The organism is Paenibacillus sp. VT-400, assembly GCF_001029205.1.
In the GTDB taxonomy this organism is placed as follows: Bacteria; Bacillota; Bacilli; order Paenibacillales; family Paenibacillaceae; genus Paenibacillus; species Paenibacillus amylolyticus.
The window spans coordinates 2869254-2888959 of record NZ_LELF01000067.1 but is presented as its reverse complement, the minus strand read 5'-3'; the positions used below and the strand labels follow the sequence as shown (position 1 = coordinate 2888959).

Below are 19706 nucleotides of genomic sequence, written 5' to 3'. Positions count from 1 at the left end.
GCAGAGAGCACAGTGATGTGCTCTCTCTTTGTTGAATAAGGTGACCGGATCAAGCAGAACAGGAGGACGCATTGCATGAATTTAAATGAGGAACATGAAGTGCTGTTAAGTGAACAGCCTGCCCATCTGTGGAGACGGCGTAAGCTGGAGCTGATGCACTGGACGGAACGTGATAAACATACAGTATCCGCGAAGAAAACAGAGATTTGGAACGGTGTTGAAGTTGATGCCGAACTCGTGAAGGCATTGTCCATACTTCAGAGTGCGGGCGTGAGGACGGAATTTTCATGTGCAGGGGTGAGTCCGCTTGATGAACCTGTCGATCATTCCCTTTATGCTTATGTTACCCTGATACAAAGTGAGGTAGCAGATCAATTCGTGCACTATGCCCTCCGTCGGATGCGGAATCGACTGCTCGTTACGCTAGAGGCCGAAAAGGGCCGCTATGATCTATCTTCTTTTTTCATTGGACACAATCGGAGCTTCTGCTGGTGGATGGAGCACTGTGCCTTACAGTTCGGAAGCCGAAACGAATCGAGTGAAAAAAGCGTAGTATAAAGGATAGGCTTGTTTACTTGATTGTTTACTTGAAGGTAAAGGAGGTATACACGATTGAATAAGTGGGTCAAAACGATACTTTTTCTACTAGGCTCCGTCTTTCTTACACGATTCATCCCATTTTCGTCCTTGTTCCGTAACCTGGATACGATGATTCACGAATTCGGTCATGCACTAATGACACTGGTATTGTCCGGTAAAGTGCTGCGCATTGAATTATACGCTGATCATAGTGGTGTAACTTACTCTTCCATGCTGACGCCAGGCAGATCGATCCTGGTTTCTCTGGCGGGATATATCAGTGCATCACTGTTCGCCTTGCTGTTGTTTTACTTATACCGCAAAGGCTTGCACATGTGGGGACTTGGTATTATGACGGCTGTCGCTCTGGTGTCGCTCCTGTTATATGTAAGAGGGGAGTTCGGCATGTTATGGCTGACCGGGTTCATCGTACTGAACGTTGTCATTATGATTTTTGGTGCCAAGATCGTGAAGTACTATTATCTGTTACTGGCGTTTCTTACGCTGGAAGAGTCGGTTGTTAGTGCTGTATACGTTGGATTTATGTCCTGGACTCAGCCTTCACGGGCAGGGGATGCAGCGAATCTCGCTCAACAGACATTCCTTCCCGCGCTGTTTTGGGGCACGCTGTTCGCTTTGTTTGCACTGTGGTGTGCCAAGGGAGCACTCGGTCTCTTTTTCCGCAAAGAAGGTACTTCGCGATCGTCACGGTCTCGGGGATTACGAAGAGCGTAATGGATATAAAGTTATATAAAAGTAAAGCAGGCACTTCCTTTTTCATAAAAGGATAGTGCCTTTTGTTTTTGGACTTACTTCTGTATTCAAGCTTGATATTAAAGATATTGAACCTAATCTCCAAGATTATCCCATAACACATAAAAGTAATAAATCTCTTCCATAATCGCCTTATCGTCCTCTGCGGTAACGCCGCCCTTCATCCGAGCGAGGGTCCCCAGAATATCATAAATTGATTCACGCTCCACACTGAACTGAATGCGGTTGACGACTTTATCCCAAGCTTGCATTGCATAATTGATTTGGGACTTGGCTTCAGTCCATTGTTTTCCCTCGACTTGTTTCTCCAACATCTGTACAGATTCAAGCAAGCGATCATCGGTACCAAAGGGCTTTTTGAGAAAGGCTCCGCTAGCCATAATTGCAACGAACACAAGAATGAGGAAGATCGGAAGCACATATAACAGCCAGAAACGCGTTTTCATTCAACCGCCTCCTTGATGTAAAGAGTTTAGAAAGGCCCCTCATAATCGCCCATGTCGATTTTTTCGGTGATCTTATCCTTGAACAGATCAACATACAATTTGTCATTAGGCAATATGGCGGCAAAAGCAATATCCTGTATCGTGATCTTTTGTTTCTTAAGCTGTTCACTGAGCCAATTAATATCTTTGTGTCTTTCCTCCAGATTTTGCTTAATCAGCAGGCCATCAATGATAATCTCAGTCATCAGCTTACTCTTTGGAGGATGCATATGCATGTCTTTGGCGGTTACAGGCTGATTCTCAGGTTTCAAAACAACCGAGAGGCTGCCATCCGGTTCCAGAATCGCATAATCCAGCGTCGTAATATCAAATACATCCTTTTGCCGCAGCATCATGGTCAATTCGTCAAATTTGACTCGCATTTTACTCAGGTTCTGTTCGAGAATTTTACCGTTCTGGATGATCAATGTGGGGTCTGAGTCCATTAATTTGGAGATGGTGCGATTCTTCAGCGTAATATACTGAAAGATGATCGTAATGATTGTGAAAATGGTCAAGGCCACAAAATGAATCCACGCCTTGGACGAGAGATCGGTTGCAAACGTACCCGCAATGGAACCGATTGTAATACCGTTAATGTAATCAAAATACGTCAAGTTACCCATCTGCTGTTTGCCCAGCACCCTTGTATAGATGATCAGGGTCAGAAAGGCAATAATAGACCGTACGGCAACAACCCATGTTTCTTCCATCATATATGTATCACCTTCCTTTAGTTCACCGTAGCTGTATTAAGAGCTAGTTTGAAAAGTTTGCTTTGAACACGCATTATAACAAGCTTTTCCTACGCTGGAGGATCTTATGCTTGAACGCAAAAAACCGAAACCTGGGTATGCATCCCAAGCTTCGGTTTCATTAAATACCTATGGTTGTTCTTTCATCGGAGTGTCTGTGTAAGAAATCATTATACACCTGAATAGGCCATAAATCCGCCATCTACCGGAATGACTGTGCCAGTGACAAAGCCGGATTGTCTTTCATCCGCAAGCCACATTAATGTGCCAAGCAGGTCTTCCGGTTTGCCAAAGCGGCGCATGGGTGTATGAGCAATAATTTTACTGGAACGCTCCGTAGGTGAGCCGTCTGGTTGCAGTAATAGATTACGGTTCTGCTCGGTCAAGAAAAACCCGGGTGCAATAGCGTTGACACGAATACCGGATTCGGCCAGATGAACGGCGAGCCACTGCGTGAAGTTGTTAATGGCTGCCTTCGCAGCGCTGTACGCTGGAACTTTTGTCATGGGCGATGGGGCGCTCATGGAAGAAATGTTTATGACAGTAGCGGGAACATCACGCTCTATCATATGTTTTGCAAAGATCTGAGTAGGGATGAGAGAACCGACAAAATTCAGATCCATCACCTGACGAAATCCCTCTACACTCACATCAAAAAATGTAGTGACATCGCTCTTTTCCAGATCTTCCAATCTGAAAATTTCATTGGTGGTGTTGGCACTGGCGTTATTGCCACCCGCGCCATTGATCAGAATATCACATGGTCCGAGCTGTTCCAGCACCGCATCTGCTGCTGCTTGCACACTATCGGCCTGGGTTACGTCACAGGCAATAGCAATCGCTTTGCCACCGGCAGCTTCTATCGCAGATACAACTTCCTGTCCCTTGGACACCGTGCGGTTCAGGATGGCTACACTTGCACCGTGCCGAGCGAGTTCTTCCGCCATGGAGCGGCATAATACTCCGGCACCTCCGGTGATTACAGCTGTTCTGCCTTCAAGACGAGATGAGCGTTCATATTGGTGTTCACTCATTCTTTTGCCCTCCTTTGCAGGGAATCCCAGACGCCCCAGAGATACATGATCCCCAAAGCCCGGTCATAGAGTCCATAACCAGGTCGGCACTGTTCTCCCCAGAGGTGACGACCATGGTCGGGTCTTGCATAACCTTCATAACCGATATCATGATAAGCCTCAACAACCCCCGCAATATCGACGCTTCCATCTTGACTGCGATGTGACGTTTCAATAAAGTCGCCGTTTTCGTAGATTTTGACATTACGAATGTGGGCAAATGGAATCCGATCCTTGAACTCGTGTATCATCCCGATAATGTCATTATCAGCATTCGCTCCCAAAGAGCCACTGCATAGTGTCACGCTGTTGTAAGGGCTATCATAAAGATTCAAATATTTCCGAACATTCTCCTGACTTGTAATAATCTTTGGTAATCCAAAGATTGGCCATGGTGGGTCATCCGGATGGATGGCCATTCGAATCCCCAGCCGTTCGGCTGTAGGCATAATCTCTTGCAGGAAATAACGTGCGTGCTCCCACATATGATCCTCGGTTACATCCTTGTAGGCTTCGAACAGACCTGTTAAATACTGCAATCGTTCTGGTTCCCAACCTGGCATGGTGAGTGCGGAGTTTTCCGTAATGCGTCGAACGAGTTCTAGAGGTTCTATATCTGCAAGTTTACTGTGCTCATAGAAGAGGGCAGTTGAGCCATCCTCCATTTCCTTGTGCATATCCGTGCGAAGCCAGTCGAAGATCGGCATAAAGTTGTAACAGATGACCTTCACACCAACTTGAGCCAGTTTCTCCATCGTTTTAATATAGTTCGCAATGTATTTATCCCTTGATGGCAGGCCCAACTTGATATCCTCATGGATGTTCACACTCTCAACGACATCCAGATGTAACCCGGCCTTGTCCGCTGCTGTTTTTACAGCGAGTATTTTGTCCATCGGCCATTCCTCGCCAGCAGGAACATCGTGCAGTGCCCACACAATACCTTCAACACCCGGAATCTGCCGGATATGATCCAGCGTTACCGTATCATTGCCTTCGCCGAACCAGCGAAAAACCATTCTCATCACGTTCACCTCATCATGAATAGTAGGAAGAAAAATTCAGTCATTGAAAATAGGACGGATATGTATCCTGCAGGACAGCCAAATCGGTGACAGTTAAATGCAAATGTTCCTGCATCAGTCGCTCTGCTGTGTCGGCATCATGCTGCTGAATGGCCTTGACCATAGACCGGTGCTGTTCAATCAGGTGATCCCACTGGTGGTCCGAGGACAGGCGTAACATGCGACTTCGATTCAAATGTACATTCATCTGCTGGATAACAGTCCAGGTGTTGCTTTTGTTGCAGCCTGCAAAAAGAGTGCTATGGAATTCCTCATCCAATTGGAACATTCGTTCATCATCCGGTTTGACCCTGCATTCCTGTTGCCACGCAAGGTTCTGTTCAAGAGCTACCATCTGTTCGTTCGGAAAGTTCTCGCAGGCGAGCCTGATTACGGCTCGTTCGAGCTGTTCACGCATGAACCGTGCTTCCTCAACGAGATCGACCTGAATCAGAGAGACGTATGTGCCGCGCTGTGGATACACTTCCAGCAGACCTTCCTGTGCAAGCCTTACAAAACTTTCTCGAACAGGTGTCCGGCTTACCTGGAACTCCAGCGAAATTTCCTTCTCAGAAATAGCTGTTCCCGGAGGCATTTTCAAACTCAAAATGAGTTGTTTCAGCGTGAAGTAAACGACATCTCGCGTTGAGTAAGATTGCTTATTATTCATGGAAGACATATTGCTCGCAACAGGCAACAAACCGGCTTTGGATGATAACTTTGGGGTATATTCCACAACTTCAACTCCTTCAATGACATACTACCATACTTGTATGGTAGTATGGAAGCGCTTTATAAGCATTATATTAAATTTAGTTGATGGTTCACTTGCAGTTCAAGTGATTAAAGAGTACAATTCAGTCATTAGGTTCGAATGTTTAAACCAACAGACATTGAACAGAGAAAATATACGTAGAAATAATGAAGAAGAAATAGTATAGAGGTGAAACCATGGGACAAAAAGCAATTAGCGTTTTTCAAACCTGTATTCCGTTATTTCAGGTCTTAAGTGACAACCATCGTCAATCCATTTTGCTGACACTTACCGAGAAGGGCAGAATGACGGTGAATGAAATTACCGAACAATCCAGCCTATCCCGGCCAGCCATATCTCATCATCTCAAGCTGTTGTTAGAGAAAGGGCTTATATCTGTGGAACAGAAGGGGACGCAGCGTTATTATTCGGCTTCATTGAATGCATCGGTGGAATTGCTGAAGGAACTGGTAGCTGCTTTGGAAGAAGAGTGTCTGTAGAGTAATAGTGATCAAACATGCTTTTGCATGTGTCTTATAGGTTCGTAAGTTTAAACGCTTGATCAATAATGAATAGAGGAGTATGTATATATGACAACGACGATACAGGAAGTAACCAGTCATGAAGTTGAACAGATTTTGGAGCAGCAACGACAGTTCTTTCGTTCCGGGGCCACAAGATCGGCAGAAGCTCGAATTGCCCGTCTGACCCAACTGAAGCAGGCCATTCAAAAGTACGAATCCAGACTGACAGAAGCTCTCTATCAGGATTTGGGCAAAAGTGAGTTCGAATCCTACACAACCGAGATCGGATTTATGATGGACAGCATCACACACACCATTCGTAAAGTGAATAAATGGGTGAAACCCGTTAAAGTGAAAACGCAAATGGCGCTCCTGGGTTCGAAAAGTTATATCATACCCGAACCCTACGGGGCGGTTCTGATTATCGGACCGTTTAATTATCCTTTTCAACTCTTAATCGAACCATTGGTAGGTGCTATTGCAGCAGGTAACACAGCCGTGCTCAAAGCGTCAGAGAATACACCTGCGGTGTCCGCTATTGTACGTGAAATGATTGCGAGCGTGTTCGAACCGGCATACGTCCAGGTACTTGACGGTGCAAAAGATACAACGACAGCGCTGATTAACGCGCCATTCGACTATATCTTTTTTACAGGCAGTGTACCGGTAGGCAAGATTGTGATGGAGGCAGCTGCCAAAAATCTCGTTCCCGTTACGTTGGAACTGGGAGGCAAAAGTCCGGTCATCGTTGATGAACAAGCGGATATCAAAGTAGCTGCGCAGCGCATTATATGGGGCAAACTGCTTAATACAGGACAGACCTGTATCGCACCCGATTATTTACTTGTGCATGAGCGCGTGAAGGAACCGTTAATTACGGAGATGAAAGCAGCGATCGTGTCCTTCTTTGGTTCGGAGATTCAGCACAACAAGGACTATGGGCGAATCGTGAACAAGGGACATTTTAAACGTCTGACGACTTTGATTGAGCGGGATCAGGCCAAAGTGATATATGGAGGAGCTTCGGATGAGGAAGATCGTTTTATTGAACCTACCCTGATTGATGCGGAGTCCTGGGATGCAGCGACGATGGAAGATGAGATTTTTGGACCGATTCTGCCGATCATTAGTTATCGTAACCTGGATGAAGCCATTGTAGAGATCTTAAAGCGGCCGAAACCACTCGCCTTGTATCTGTTTACATCCGACACCCGGGTTCAGGACAAAGTGCTGCGCGAAGTTTCTTTTGGAGGCGGCTGCATTAACGATACCATCACGCATGTAGCGAATCCACGTCTGCCGTTTGGCGGTGTTGGTCATTCTGGTGTTGGCTCGTATCATGGGCAGTACAGCTTCGAAACCTTCTCTCATCTCAAAAGTGTACTGAAAAAAAGCACCAAATTGAATCTGCCGATTCTGTATCCACCGTATGATAACAAGCTGAAGCTGATTAAGCGTTTGTTGAAATAATAAGAAAGACTAACAGCCTGCTACTGGACCTATTCCAGAGCAGGCTGTTCCTGTCGGTAACGGGAGGGTGACATGCCGGACCAGCGCTTGAATTGACGACTGAAATGGGCAATATCCTTATAACCAAGCATGACGGCAATATTTTGAACGGACAGCTTCGGATTGCCCAGAAGAAGCTTTGCTTCATGCAAAACCAACTGGGACAATACAGCACGAGGAGACTGACCGAACACCTGCTTGAACACGCGATTACAGTGAGAAGAACTGATGCCCAGCTCTGCTGCAATATCATCAATGCCATAGTGACCTTTGGACTCGTGTCCCTGTTTGAATTGCTGACTCATCAGGCCTTGCAATCGATTACGAATCTGGTGGGCGAGTTCGATCTTCTCCTGTCCGTCGGTAAACCATTGCGCTGCCTCTTGCGAGACCGCCTCCCACAGATGGCCAAAAAGTTCAAATACCGCAGATTGCAGCTGCATACGCTGTACCATCGTATTGGCTGTTTCATCATCGGCAGATGACATCAATTTGCGTAAAACCGGCTCAATCTGCTGTGTAACCGGACTATCCGCACTGAATCGCACTTGTTTGATACGCGCCAGCAACGATAAGAACAACTGATCATCAATGTCAAAATGCATGCAAAAATACGTGAATCCCTTGCCGTTATGGCTCTGGCTGGAATGAACGCTTCCCGGAGGAATCAGGAGCAGTTCGCCAGCCTTTTGAATATATAGGGTACCATTCACCATCATGCGTTGCTCGCCTTCCGTGACATAATTCAATTCATATTGAGGGTGCTCATGCGCCGGATAATCCCAGTCCAAACCCACACTTCGTAAATGAATGGCGAACAGATTAACCGTTGTTTGCACATCTGGATAAAAAACTTCATGGACACTTTCTCCCAAAGTAGGAGGCAAATACGTTGAAGACATGGAAGATCCTCCTTCATAAGAGGTTGTTTAAAAAATGTGATTTTGATTACGCACGTATATCAAATGGAATGTTTTTGTGTAACCGCTTTAATCCATTATAGTCTATCAGCTTGATTTGGGTAAATATCCGATTGATTTGATCATGGTCGGAGGTGGAACCACGTGTTAGGATGGGGCTAATGAAAACGCATGCATACCATTCTGAGAGGGGTTATGATTCATGAGCACATTCAAATCCATCTTTTATAATGCACATCATGCACCGATTGGTGCTTTTGCGAGTTTTACACTGGGTTACAAAGGAGCCAAAGGCGGGCTGGGTCTTGAACTCGGCAAGCCGGCTGACCAGAATGTATATATTGGATTACAATCTCGCGATGGCGACAATTATCAGGCGCTTCCTTTTTATGAAGCTTCCGAGGATGAGAGCAGCCGCTATGATGTAGAGAAGCTGGAGAATGGGGACCCGGCGTCGACAAACGCGACCAAAGCTCCACAACCTCTTATTACGGCTTTTCGCGATGAAGATATTACACGTGAATTTACCTCAGGTACGGATACGTGGACTGCTGGAGATCTGACGTTCCGTATCTACTCGCCTGTACGTCCAGTACCTGATCCAACGAATGGGGATCGTGAAGAATTAATGGATGCACTCGTACCTGCCGTATTGGTTGAGATGACAATTGACAATACGGAAGGTCAACAATCCCGCAAAGCCTACTTTGGCTATCAGGGCAATGATCCGTACTCTGCGATGCGTCTGATTGGGGGACCGGAAGGTGGCTCCATCACAGGTGTGGGACAAGGTCGACTTACAGCGATTATGTCAGCAGATGACGGACTGTGGCCCGCACGCGGATTTACGCTGGAGAAACTGTTGCAGGAGAAACATCGGGAGAATCTGGCATTTGGACTTGGTTCAACAGCTGCACTACTGATGGAGGTTCCGGCTGGAGAGAAACGTACGTATCAATTCGCAGTATGTTTCTATCGCGGGGGCATTGTGACGACAGGAATGGACACAACGTATTGGTATACGCGGTACTTCTCCGATATTCAGGCAGCAGGAGAGTATGCACTTCAACGCTTCAGTGAGTTGACTGCATCCTGTGGAGAGGTTGAACAGCGCCTTGGATCGGCTGCTTTGACCGAAGATCAATCATTCATGCTTGCTCATTCCATTCACAGCTATTATGCCAGTACTCAACTGCTGGATGCCGATGGTGAGCCACTCTGGGTGGTGAACGAAGGGGAGTATCGGATGATGAACACACTTGATCTGACGGCTGATCAGTTGTACTTCGAGCTTGCCTTGAATCCATGGACGGTGCGTAATGAGCTGGAGTGGTTTGTGAAACGATACAGTTATACGGATCAGGTTCGTTTCCCGGGGGAAGAGAAGTTATATCCGGGCGGAATTACCTTTACACATGATATTGGTGTTGCCAATGTGTTCTCACGCCCTGGACACTCGGCATATGAGCTGGTTGGCATTGACGACTGTTTCTCACAGATGAGCCACGAGGAACTGGTGAACTGGCTCTGCTGCGCGACAGTATACATTGAACAGACACAGGATCAAGCTTTTGTGAAAAACATGTTGCCTGTTATCCAGGATTGCTTCGAAAGCATGCTTAATCGGGACCATCCCGACGCTGAGCAGCGTAACGGTCTAATGGGTCTGGATAGCAGCCGTACCCAAGGTGGAGCGGAGATTACAACTTACGACAGCCTGGATGTGTCACTTGGTCAGTCTCGAAATAATATCTATCTGGCGGGTAAATGTTGGGCGGTCTATGTTGCATTGGAGAAGCTGTTCGCTACTGAGAAGTTGGCCGATCTGTCCCATCAAGCAGGGCTTCAAGCGGATCGCTGCGCTGCCAGTATTGCTGCACAGTTGACTGATGGCGGCTACATTCCAGCTGTTATTGCAGAAAATAATGATTCTCGAATCATTCCGGCGATTGAAGGTTTGGTGTTCCCGTACTTTACAGGCTGTGAAGCAGCACTGGATGTCAATGGTCGTTTTGGACCTTATCTGAAAGCACTCCAAACTCATCTGAAGACGGTTCTTGTACCGGGAACATGTCTGTTCGAAGATGGAGGCTGGAAACTGTCCTCAACAAGCAATAACTCGTGGCTGAGCAAAATCTATTTGTCCCAGTTTATCGCTAGAGAGCTGCTGGGTGTGGAATGGAATGAGACAGGCAAGGCTGCAGACGCGGCTCATGTCAACTGGCTGCTGCATCCGGAGGAATCCTACTGGTGCTGGAGTGATCAGATCCTGTCTGGTGTGGCGGTTGGCAGCAAGTACTATCCGCGTGGTGTAACGTCGATTCTATGGCTACTCGAAGGAAAAGGGAATCACCTTGGGCAGATCTATGCCAGCAAGGAGGCGGTACAATGAGCCAATCCGTCGTTCAATCTGCTTTGTCGGGTCCACAGTACGATGCGTGGCTGGGGTATCACTCTGAATTGCCAAGAGCGAATGGACTTGCCCAAAAGACGGCTCCTGCGTGGAGCAAGCTGATATTGGTGGAAGAGAACCATGGAGTAATTACAACAGCTCTGACCGAACTTTCACGGGGACTGGAGAGGTTATATGGCGTGAAACCGTCGGTCAGTCATCTGTCTGATGCTCAGGAAAGTGAACGGGACAATCACGCTTCCGCTCCCGCAATACGAATCGGCACTTGGACAGGGAGCGATTTGGTGGCTGGGTCGTTCAGTGAGACAGAGCGTTCAACTGTTCAAGGGGAAGGGTACATCATTCGTGAGAACAAGAGCGAAGGTGTACTGGTCATTGGATCAGAGACCCCCCAAGGTGTGCTGTATGGTGCATTCCATCTGCTGCGAGAACTGACAATGGATCAAGGAAGTGCACATGAGCCCGATGACGCTGTGAATAAGTGGAGCTGTATTACAGAGCAGCCAACCAATGCGCTACGAATGATTAATCAGTGGGATAACGTGGACGGCAGCATTGAGCGTGGTTACGCAGGAGACTCCATTTTCTATGATAACGGGGAATTTACGCTGGACTTGGTACGCATCCGGGATTACGCACGTTTACTCGCTTCCACGGGAATCAATGCCATATCGATCAACAACGTCAATGTACACCGCCGTGAGAGCCTGTTTCTGACGGAACGTTATCTTAGTGATGTGGCGAAGGTTGCCGCAGAATTCAGAGCGTATGGTGTTCGATTGTTCCTGAGCGCCAACTACGCGAGTCCAATTGAGATTGGCGGATTGCGTACGGCTGACCCGCTGGATGCGCAGGTACGGGAATGGTGGAACATTCAAACGGCAAAGGTGTACGCAGCGATTCCGGATTTTGGCGGTTACCTGATCAAGGCAGACTCCGAGAATCGTCCTGGACCGTTCACGTATAACCGTGATCATGCCGATGGTGCGAACATGTTGGCTGAAGCCCTTCGGCCATTCGGTGGATTGGTCATCTGGCGTTGCTTCGTCTATAACTGCAAGCAGGACTGGCGGGATCGTTCCACTGACCGTGCACGTGCAGCCTATGACCACTTTACGCCGCTGGACGGGCGTTTTGCCGAAAATGTAATTTTGCAGATCAAAAACGGGCCGATGGACTTTCAGGTAAGAGAGGCGGTATCCCCGCTGTTCGGGGCCATGGAAAATACAAATCAGGTGATTGAATTTCAGATTACACAGGAGTATACCGGGCAACAACGTCATCTCTGTTATCTGGTTCCCCAGTGGAAAGAAGTATTGGACTTTGACACATACGCTAAAGGCGAAGGTTCAGAGATCAAGCGAATTGCGGACGGTTCTCTGTATAAACGGCCATACAGTGGATTCGCCGCAGTATCCAATATTGGTGCAGATGCCTGTTGGACAGGACATCCCCTCGCGCAGGCGAATCTATATGGATACGGAAGACTGGCGTGGAACCCGGAGCTGTCCTCGGAAGAGATTGCTGATGAGTGGGTGAGACTCACATTTGGACATGAAGACGAAGTTGTGCGGCAGGTTACGGGCATGCTTTTGACTTCATTAGATATCTATGAGAATTATACTGCGCCTCTCGGTGTGGGTTGGATGGTTAATCCGGAACATCATTACGGGCCGAATGTAGATGGATACGAGTATTCCAAATGGGGAACGTATCACTTTGCCGATTGTCATGGCATCGGTGTAGATCGCACCGTGAACAGTGGCACAGGATACACTTCACAGTATCACCCTGAGAATGCTGATCGTTATGAGTCCGTAGACACCTGTCCGGATGAGCTGATCTTATTTTTCCATCACGTGCCGTACACCCATGTTCTGCATTCGGGTAAAACGGTCATTCAGCATATTTATGATACACACTTTGAAGGTGTTGTGCAGGCAGAGGCGTTAGCCGAGACATGGAGAGGGCTGGAGGGGAAAATCGACCCGGTTATTTTCAGTAAAGTTGCTTCATTACAGGACAACCAGGCCGAACATGCCAAGGAATGGCGGGACATGATCAATACGTACTTCTATCGCAAGAGCGGCATTGCGGATGAACAAGGTCGAACTATCTATTGAGTGGAATTGCGGATGCAGATGAACTTGGTAATTAGGAAGGAAGTAAGAAGATACCTTGTTTTCTTTGATGTACAATAGACAGCATGGACATACATGAGGAGGAGAACCGTATGGGACAACATCAACTGCCCGAGACCATGAAAGCTGCTATCATGACAGAGCCAGGACACATTATTATTAAGAAACAACCCGTCCCGCAACCGTCAGCGGATGAGGTGTTAATCCAGGTGATGGCTGTCGGGGTATGTGGCTCGGATGTGCATTATTTTGAACATGGACGCATTGGCAGATTTGTGGTGGAGAAACCGATCATTCTGGGTCATGAGTGTGCAGGGATCATTGCTGCTGTCGGCTCGAACGTATCCCGTCTGAAAACAGGGGATCGGGTTGCTATTGAGCCTGGGGTGACTTGCGGACGTTGCTCGGCATGCAAGGAAGGTCGTTATAACCTGTGTCCGGATGTACAATTTCTAGCGACCCCTCCGGTGGATGGGGCATTTGTACAGTACATGGTGATACGTGAAGATATGGTATTCCCGATCCCGGATCATCTGTCTTATGAGGAAGCAGCTATGAACGAGCCATTCTCTGTTGGTATTCACGCTGCACGCCGCAGCAAGTTGGCTCCGGGTACAACCCTGGCGATTATGGGTATGGGTCCCGTTGGACTCATGGCTGTGGCTGCTGCCAAATCTTTCGGTGTAGAGAAGATCATTGTAACGGATCTGGAGGAAGTTAGGCTGGAAGCAGCTCGTCGCATGGGTGCCACTCATACCATTAATGTGCGGAATGAAGATGCGCTGGCTGTGATTCGCGAGTTAACAGGTGGTGTGGGTGTTGATACCGCATGGGAAACAGCGGGGAATCCGAAGGCACTACAATCTGCTCTGTATTCACTTCGACGTGGAGGCAAACTTGCGATTGTGGGCCTGCCTGCACAGGATGAGATCGCACTCAATGTTCCATTTATTGCGGACAATGAAGTTGATATCTATGGCATATTCCGTTATGCCAATACGTATCCGGCAGGAATTGAGTTCCTGAGCTCCGGCCAGCATGACGTGATGTCCCTGATTACAGATCGTTATTCACTCGAAGAGACACAGCAAGCGATGGAGCGTGCATTACACAATAAAAGCGGCAGTCTGAAGGTCATGGTATATCCGAACGGTATGTAAGAACAACCTGGAAGAGTCCTGCGGTATAGGACTCTTTTTTTGTTTTTTTTGCAAAAAAAGTATGGGTCAAGCTCCCATAACATGGTATAATTCATGAAGATTTTAATATATAAATGGATACACACCATATTGGTGAATAAGTACTTAGCGAAAGGAACTGAAGGTTGTGAGAGTACATGAATTTATGATACACGCTGATTTTCATCGGGATGATCTGATGTCGGTATCTTCTCAAGCGTCGCGTTTTTCCTCGGATATTATTTTGTCGTATATGCAGTCTGAGCATGAGCATCGTGTAGATGTCAAAAGCCTGCTTGGAATGGCGTTACTACCCATTCGATATGGTAGTGTTGTCAGATTACAGACAAGAGGCAGGGATGAACTGGAGGCTTTGGAGTACATGTTGAATGTACTGGAGAAAGGGACGGCTTGACACCTGATTAGGTGCAAAATCACAGATATCATATTTTTTTTAGCTATTCCTCAAAACCTGCTGGTACTTTGTCCAAAAAAAGAGTATAATAAAATGTAGTTTGATTCTAAAGAAGTACCCATATTAAAGGAGTGTAAATAGATTATGCCAAAAGTTGACATCCATCCAAAGACACAACTCGTAATTTTTTACGATGCAAGTGCTGATTTCAAATTCCTGAGTTCTTCCACGAAGTTCTCTAACGAAACTATGGAATGGGAAGACGGTAACTCTTACCCAGTAATCCGTGTGGACACTAGCTCCGCATCCCACCCATTCTTCACTGGTAAACAAAGAAACGTGGATATCGGTGGCCGTGTTGATAAATTTAACCGTAAATACAACATCACCAAATAAGTTTGTCCATACATTACAAAAAAACCTCGGGATTTGTCCTGAGGTTTTTTTGTGTACATATTCAGGGTAAAGGCTAGTGAATTTTACTTGAAATTAATATTTGTAACTATATAAATTGAGATAAACATTTACACAAAACGGAGAGGACAGAAAGAACCTGAAGAAGCGGAGCGTTCGCCTTTATCCCCGGATTTAACCTTTATAAAAGGAATCAAAAAAATCTGGGGATAACAGCGATCGGAAGGTTGTTCTGTCATCGAAGTGACCAGTGTAAATATTCCTTAGTTCAATTTATATAGAAATATCCATTTCATAAAAATTAATTCAACCAATTATTGCGCTTACAACACATTCGGATGTACACTAGGAAACGAGTACGAACATATTGGAGGAGGATATAGAGATGAGCAGCATCACACATATGGTAACGTTTACACTTTACGCGGGTAAAGATACACTGGAGGCCGAAGCCTTTTTGAAGGAAAGTTCGGATGCACTGGCTATCATTCCTGGCGTAGAGCAATTTCAGGTTCTGAAACAGGTAAGTGAGAAGAATGAGTTTGACTACAGTTTCTCTATGGTCTTTGCAGATCAGGCTGCGTATGATGCATACAACAATCACCCGGTTCACCGTCAATATGTAGAAGAGCGTTGGGAAAAGGAAGTCAGTCGCTTCCAGGAAATTGATCTTATTCAACATCATAATTAATAGTCTCCACATATAGGAAAAAAGTTGAACTACCATATACAGCATTGAACAATGCTGTATATCTCTCTGAATAACGCGTAATTAATGAATAAAAGTAACATATTTTCGAAATCGTTTTCGATCAAATGAATTCAAGGAGGTTTTCGCTGTTATGCAATTGGATCTCTCAGGAAAAACGGCTCTGGTTACAGGAGCAACCGGACAGCTGGGGAGAGTCATCGCCCGCACGTTGGCAGCCTGTGGCGCCAATCTGGCTCTACATTACATAAATAATGATACCAAGGCTCGGGAGCTTCAAGGTGAGATTGAAGCACTCGGTCGTCAGGCTGTTATTGTACAGGGAGATATTACAAAGCAGGATACAGCATTTCGGATGCGTGATGAGATTCAGTCTGTCCTCGGCGGAGTGGATATCGTTGTTGCCAATGCGGTCATTCAATATGAATGGACAACGGTGTTGGAACAGTCTCCTGAAGATTACTTGAGCCAATTTGAATCCTGTGTCATGCAAAGTGTGTATCTGGCCAAAGCTTTCATTCCACATATGCAAGATATCGGAGCCGGTCGGTTCATTGGTATCAATACAGAATGTGCGATGCAAAACTTCGCTCACCAATCGGCTTACACGGCTGGTAAGCGTGGAATGGATGGCGTATATCGCGTACTTGCCAAGGAGGTTGGTGAGTATCAGATTACCGTAAACCAGGTTGCACCTGGATGGACAATTAGCGAACGTGATCGGTCCAGTGAGCCTGGACATGATGAGGCATATACACGTACCGTGCCGCTGAAACGCAGGGGTGAAGATCAGGAAATCGCCAATGCGGTAGCTTTTCTCGCTTCGGACCTGTCCTCATTTATCACGGGTGCCTATATCCCGGTTAGTGGTGGCAATGTGATGCCTGCTATCTAATGTCTGATTTGGATTCGGAAATCCAGATGGAATAACAATAAACCTAGTTTAACCGTAATCCGTTTGTCATTCGACAAACGGATTTTTTGGCATTTTGCTATAACTGGAATAAAGGTTTAAGGAGCCGGTTTTGTTTCATATATCCAGACATACATATTGAGTTGGTTCGGTTTTCGAAAGATTGGGGTATAAGAATAGGTATATTAACCGAGTGGAAACATAATCAAAATGAGCAATTAAAGGAGACTCACCTATTATGAAAAAAACAGTCGCGGACGTTCTGGTTGAATCCTTATTGAACGCTGGCATCAAACGCATATATGGCATTGTTGGAGACTCCTTGAATGCGGTACTCGACTCCATCCGTCGTTCGGGCAAGATCGAATGGATTCATGTACGTCATGAAGAAGTAGCTGCATTTGCTGCTGGGGCGGACGCTCAGGTCAGTGGAAGTATCGCTGTCTGCGCAGGTAGTAGTGGTCCTGGTAATATGCATCTGATCAATGGTCTGTACGATTGTCACCGCAATCGTGTTCCTGTACTCGCTATCGCTGCACATATCCCAAGTGACGAGATTGGCAGTGAATATTTTCAGGCGACCCATCCGGAGTATCTGTTTCAGGAATGTAGTGATTATTGTGAAGTCATTACAACAGCAAAACAGATGCCGCGTTCTCTGACGATGGCCATTCAGACAGCAGTTGCACGTTCAGGTGTGTCCGTCGTTGTATTGCCGGGCGATGTAGCAGGACTTGAAGCAGCGGATCTGCCTGTGCCTGAGCACGTGTATCATGCGACCAATCCAGTGGTACATCCTTCTGAGCCTGAACTCGTGAAACTGGCGGAATATCTGAATCAAGGCAAAAAAATTACGTTGTTGTGCGGAGCAGGCTGCGCAGGCGCTCGGGAACCCCTCATGCAGCTCTGTGATCGATTGAAATCCCCCATGGTTATTGCGTTAAGAGGGAAGGAATATTTGGAGTATGACAACCCCTATTCCGTGGGTCTTACGGGTCTAATTGGGTATTCATCCGGTTATCATGCCATGATGGACTGTGATGTACTATTGATGCTCGGAACGGATTTCCCATATCGTCAATTCTATCCCGAAGATGCGAAAGTCCTTCAGGTCGACATTCAATCTTCCCATTTGGGTCGGCGCACGAAGCTGGATTACGGCGTATGTGGGGATGTAAAAGCGACCATTGAAGCTTTGCTTCCTTATCTGACAGAGGAACACAGTGACAAACATCTGCGTAAAAGTGTGGATCGTTATGTGAAAGTACGCAAAGATCTGGACGAGCTGGCCGTTGGAAAACCGGGTAAAAAGCCCATCCACCCGCAGTACCTGACCAAGGTCATTAGTGATGTCGCAGCTGAAAATGCCATCTTCACCTGTGATGTCGGTACTCCGACAGTATGGGCGGCCCGTTATATCGAGATGTCTCGTAATCGCAGACTGCTCGGTTCATTCAGTCATGGTACGATGGCAAACGCTTTGCCACAGGCCATTGGCGCTCAGGTCGCTGATCCGGGCAGACAAGTCATCTCTTTGTCGGGTGATGGTGGTATTACGATGCTGATGGGTGATCTGTTGACATTGAAACAGCATAATCTGCCGATCAAAGTTGTGGTGTTTAATAATGGAGCACTCGGTTTTGTTGAGTTGGAGATGAAAGCTGCCGGATTCCTGGAATCTGGAACAGAGCTTGTCAATCCCAACTTTGCGATGGTTGCTCAAGCCATGGGCATGGAAGGTATTCGGGTTGAGGATCCGGATGAACTGGAAGGAGCTGTGCAGCGTGCCCTTCATCATGATGGTCCTGTGCTGATTGACGTGGTGGTGAATCGTCAGGAATTGTCCTTACCTCCGAAGATTGATATCAAACAGGCGGAAGGATTCACCTTATGGATGATGAAAGCCGTGCTCAATGGACGCGGTGACGAAATTATTGAATTGGCAAAAACGAATTTGCTGCGTTAAAGTGTTTTGATAAGCGGATATGCACCGTTTGAAGTTATAGAGATACCGACTTAAAAAGTATTGTATATGTAAAAGAGGAGCATGCAACAAGACGTAATAGTTGTGTGCTCCTTCAATTAAAATGCTGAAAAAGTGACAGGTCATATAGTATGAATACATATTATATGATTTGTTTTTATGTCGAAAGTCTATTAGAATAGGTAAAGTCAGGAAGGTTTTATGCCATTTTTGACCTACATATTGCATCATTGCATGTAAGTACGTTTCATATCGTATTCATCGATCCAATCACAAGATGACACACACACATGGAGGAGATCAACATGAGTCACGCAGGAAAAGTAGCCATTATTACTGGAGCAGGAAGTGGATTGGGCCAAGCAGCAGCGTTGAAGCTGGCTGAGAAGGGTGCATCCATTGTTGTTGTGGATCTTGTCGAAGAGACAGGTCTTGAAACGGTTAAGCAGATTGAGAAGCTGGGAAGCAAAGCTATTTTTGTACAAGCAGATGTGAGTAAAGCACCTGAAGTTGAGAATTATGTGAAAAAAGCAGTCGAAGAGTTCGGACGAATCGACATGTTCTTTAATAATGCAGGTATTGCAGGTCCTGGTATTAAGCTGATTGAACATACGATTGAGCAGTTTGACCAGATTATTGATATTAACCTGAGAAGTGTATTCTACGGGTTGAAGTATGTAATTACTGAAATGCTCAAAACAGGTGGAGGTTCCATTCTGAACACGGCCTCCACAGCCGGTATTGTTGGTGTACCCGCAGTTGCACCATACGCAGCAACCAAACATGGCGTAGTGGGCTTGACCCGCACAGCTGCGATTGAATATGGCAAGGACAACATTCGTGTAAATGCGATTGCCCCAGGTACAATTGAGACGCCGATGGTCATTCAGTTCGGTAAAGACAACCCTGAAGTATTCAAGGTAACCGTTGATAGCATTCCATCCGGACGTCTGGGCAGACCAGAAGAGATCGCAAACCTGGTTTCTTTCCTGCTTGGAGATGAAGCACCGTATATCAATGGTGCAGTATATCCGATCGATGGTGCAGTTACGGCTCAATAAGAGTTCTGCTTATCGGTAATAGAATAGCCGTTAAAATGGTT

Annotated in this window: 19 protein-coding genes; 13 read left to right on the top strand and 6 right to left on the bottom strand. The window is 46.4% G+C overall.

Going from position 1 to position 19706, the window contains the following annotated elements:
- Positions 1-75: 75 nt before the first annotated feature.
- Positions 76-558, top strand: a complete 483-nt coding sequence (locus tag EL84_RS23295; RefSeq protein ID WP_036673725.1) for a hypothetical protein — start codon at positions 76-78, stop codon at positions 556-558.
- Positions 559-612: 54 nt separating this feature from the next.
- Positions 613-1314 carry a M50 family metallopeptidase gene (locus EL84_RS23290; RefSeq protein ID WP_036613817.1) on the top strand — a complete coding sequence of 234 codons (702 nt, stop codon included), beginning with the start codon at positions 613-615 and terminating at the stop codon, positions 1312-1314.
- A gap of 113 nt (positions 1315-1427) precedes the next feature.
- Here the strand turns inward: EL84_RS23290 and EL84_RS23285 are convergent, their stop codons facing one another.
- The 5 genes from EL84_RS23285 to EL84_RS23265 all read right to left on the bottom strand — a co-directional run bounded on the left by EL84_RS23285 (position 1428) and on the right by EL84_RS23265 (position 5409).
- On the bottom strand, positions 1428-1799 hold the full coding sequence (locus EL84_RS23285; RefSeq protein ID WP_047843301.1) for a DUF4363 family protein: 372 nt from the start codon (positions 1797-1799) through the stop codon (positions 1428-1430).
- A gap of 26 nt (positions 1800-1825) precedes the next feature.
- Positions 1826-2554 (bottom strand): DUF421 domain-containing protein, encoded by a 729-nt coding sequence (locus tag EL84_RS23280; RefSeq protein ID WP_051447333.1) that lies wholly within the window; start codon positions 2552-2554, stop codon positions 1826-1828.
- A 209-nt stretch (positions 2555-2763) separates the two neighbouring features.
- Positions 2764-3627, bottom strand: coding sequence for an SDR family oxidoreductase (locus tag EL84_RS23275; RefSeq protein WP_036613819.1), 864 nt, complete (start codon positions 3625-3627; stop codon positions 2764-2766).
- Positions 3624-4691, bottom strand: a complete 1068-nt coding sequence (uxuA, locus tag EL84_RS23270; protein WP_047843300.1) for a mannonate dehydratase — start codon at positions 4689-4691, stop codon at positions 3624-3626. The genes EL84_RS23275 and uxuA overlap by 4 nt, the downstream gene beginning before the upstream one ends.
- A gap of 40 nt (positions 4692-4731) precedes the next feature.
- Positions 4732-5409: a GntR family transcriptional regulator gene (locus EL84_RS23265; RefSeq protein ID WP_026081054.1), complete on the bottom strand. Its 678-nt coding sequence runs from the start codon at positions 5407-5409 to the stop codon at positions 4732-4734.
- 272 nt (positions 5410-5681) lie between these two features.
- Here EL84_RS23265 and EL84_RS23260 point away from each other — a divergent pair, with 272 nt between their 5' ends.
- The gene (locus EL84_RS23260) at positions 5682-5984 is read left to right on the top strand and encodes an ArsR/SmtB family transcription factor (RefSeq protein ID WP_017688208.1); all 303 of its coding nucleotides are present in this window, start codon (positions 5682-5684) and stop codon (positions 5982-5984) included.
- 90 nt (positions 5985-6074) lie between these two features.
- Entirely contained in the window at positions 6075-7478 is a 1404-nt protein-coding gene (locus tag EL84_RS23255; RefSeq protein WP_047843299.1) for an aldehyde dehydrogenase, read from the top strand.
- Positions 7479-7507: 29 nt separating this feature from the next.
- On the opposite strand, the gene EL84_RS23250 is transcribed toward EL84_RS23255, so the two are convergent.
- Positions 7508-8419: an AraC family transcriptional regulator gene (locus tag EL84_RS23250; protein WP_047843298.1), complete on the bottom strand. Its 912-nt coding sequence runs from the start codon at positions 8417-8419 to the stop codon at positions 7508-7510.
- 220 nt (positions 8420-8639) lie between these two features.
- On the opposite strand from EL84_RS23250, the gene EL84_RS23245 reads away from it, so the two are divergent.
- The 9 genes from EL84_RS23245 (at position 8640) to EL84_RS23205 (ending at position 19665) form a co-directional block, all read left to right on the top strand.
- Positions 8640-10829 carry a glycoside hydrolase family 52 protein gene (locus tag EL84_RS23245; RefSeq protein WP_047843297.1) on the top strand — a complete coding sequence of 730 codons (2190 nt, stop codon included), beginning with the start codon at positions 8640-8642 and terminating at the stop codon, positions 10827-10829.
- Positions 10826-12973: an alpha-glucuronidase family glycosyl hydrolase gene (locus EL84_RS23240; RefSeq protein WP_053061583.1), complete on the top strand. Its 2148-nt coding sequence runs from the start codon at positions 10826-10828 to the stop codon at positions 12971-12973. The genes EL84_RS23245 and EL84_RS23240 overlap by 4 nt, the downstream gene beginning before the upstream one ends.
- A 110-nt stretch (positions 12974-13083) precedes the next feature.
- Complete coding sequence (locus EL84_RS23235; RefSeq protein WP_047843296.1) at positions 13084-14151, top strand: NAD(P)-dependent alcohol dehydrogenase; 1068 nt, start codon at positions 13084-13086, stop codon at positions 14149-14151.
- 166 nt (positions 14152-14317) lie between these two features.
- On the top strand, positions 14318-14584 hold the full coding sequence (locus tag EL84_RS23230) for an HPr family phosphocarrier protein (RefSeq protein WP_047843295.1): 267 nt from the start codon (positions 14318-14320) through the stop codon (positions 14582-14584).
- 144 nt (positions 14585-14728) lie between these two features.
- A complete protein-coding gene (locus EL84_RS23225) occupies positions 14729-14980 on the top strand; it encodes a type B 50S ribosomal protein L31 (RefSeq protein WP_036613829.1) in 252 nt (83 codons plus the stop codon).
- A 403-nt stretch (positions 14981-15383) separates the two neighbouring features.
- Entirely contained in the window at positions 15384-15689 is a 306-nt protein-coding gene (locus tag EL84_RS23220; protein WP_047843294.1) for a Dabb family protein, read from the top strand.
- Between the two features lie 151 nt (positions 15690-15840).
- Positions 15841-16602 (top strand): SDR family NAD(P)-dependent oxidoreductase, encoded by a 762-nt coding sequence (locus EL84_RS23215; RefSeq protein WP_047843293.1) that lies wholly within the window; start codon positions 15841-15843, stop codon positions 16600-16602.
- A gap of 256 nt (positions 16603-16858) precedes the next feature.
- Positions 16859-18586, top strand: a complete 1728-nt coding sequence (gene poxB / locus EL84_RS23210) for a ubiquinone-dependent pyruvate dehydrogenase (RefSeq protein ID WP_047843292.1) — start codon at positions 16859-16861, stop codon at positions 18584-18586.
- A 323-nt stretch (positions 18587-18909) separates the two neighbouring features.
- Complete coding sequence (locus EL84_RS23205; RefSeq protein WP_047843291.1) at positions 18910-19665, top strand: SDR family NAD(P)-dependent oxidoreductase; 756 nt, start codon at positions 18910-18912, stop codon at positions 19663-19665.
- Positions 19666-19706: the final 41 nt, after the last annotated feature.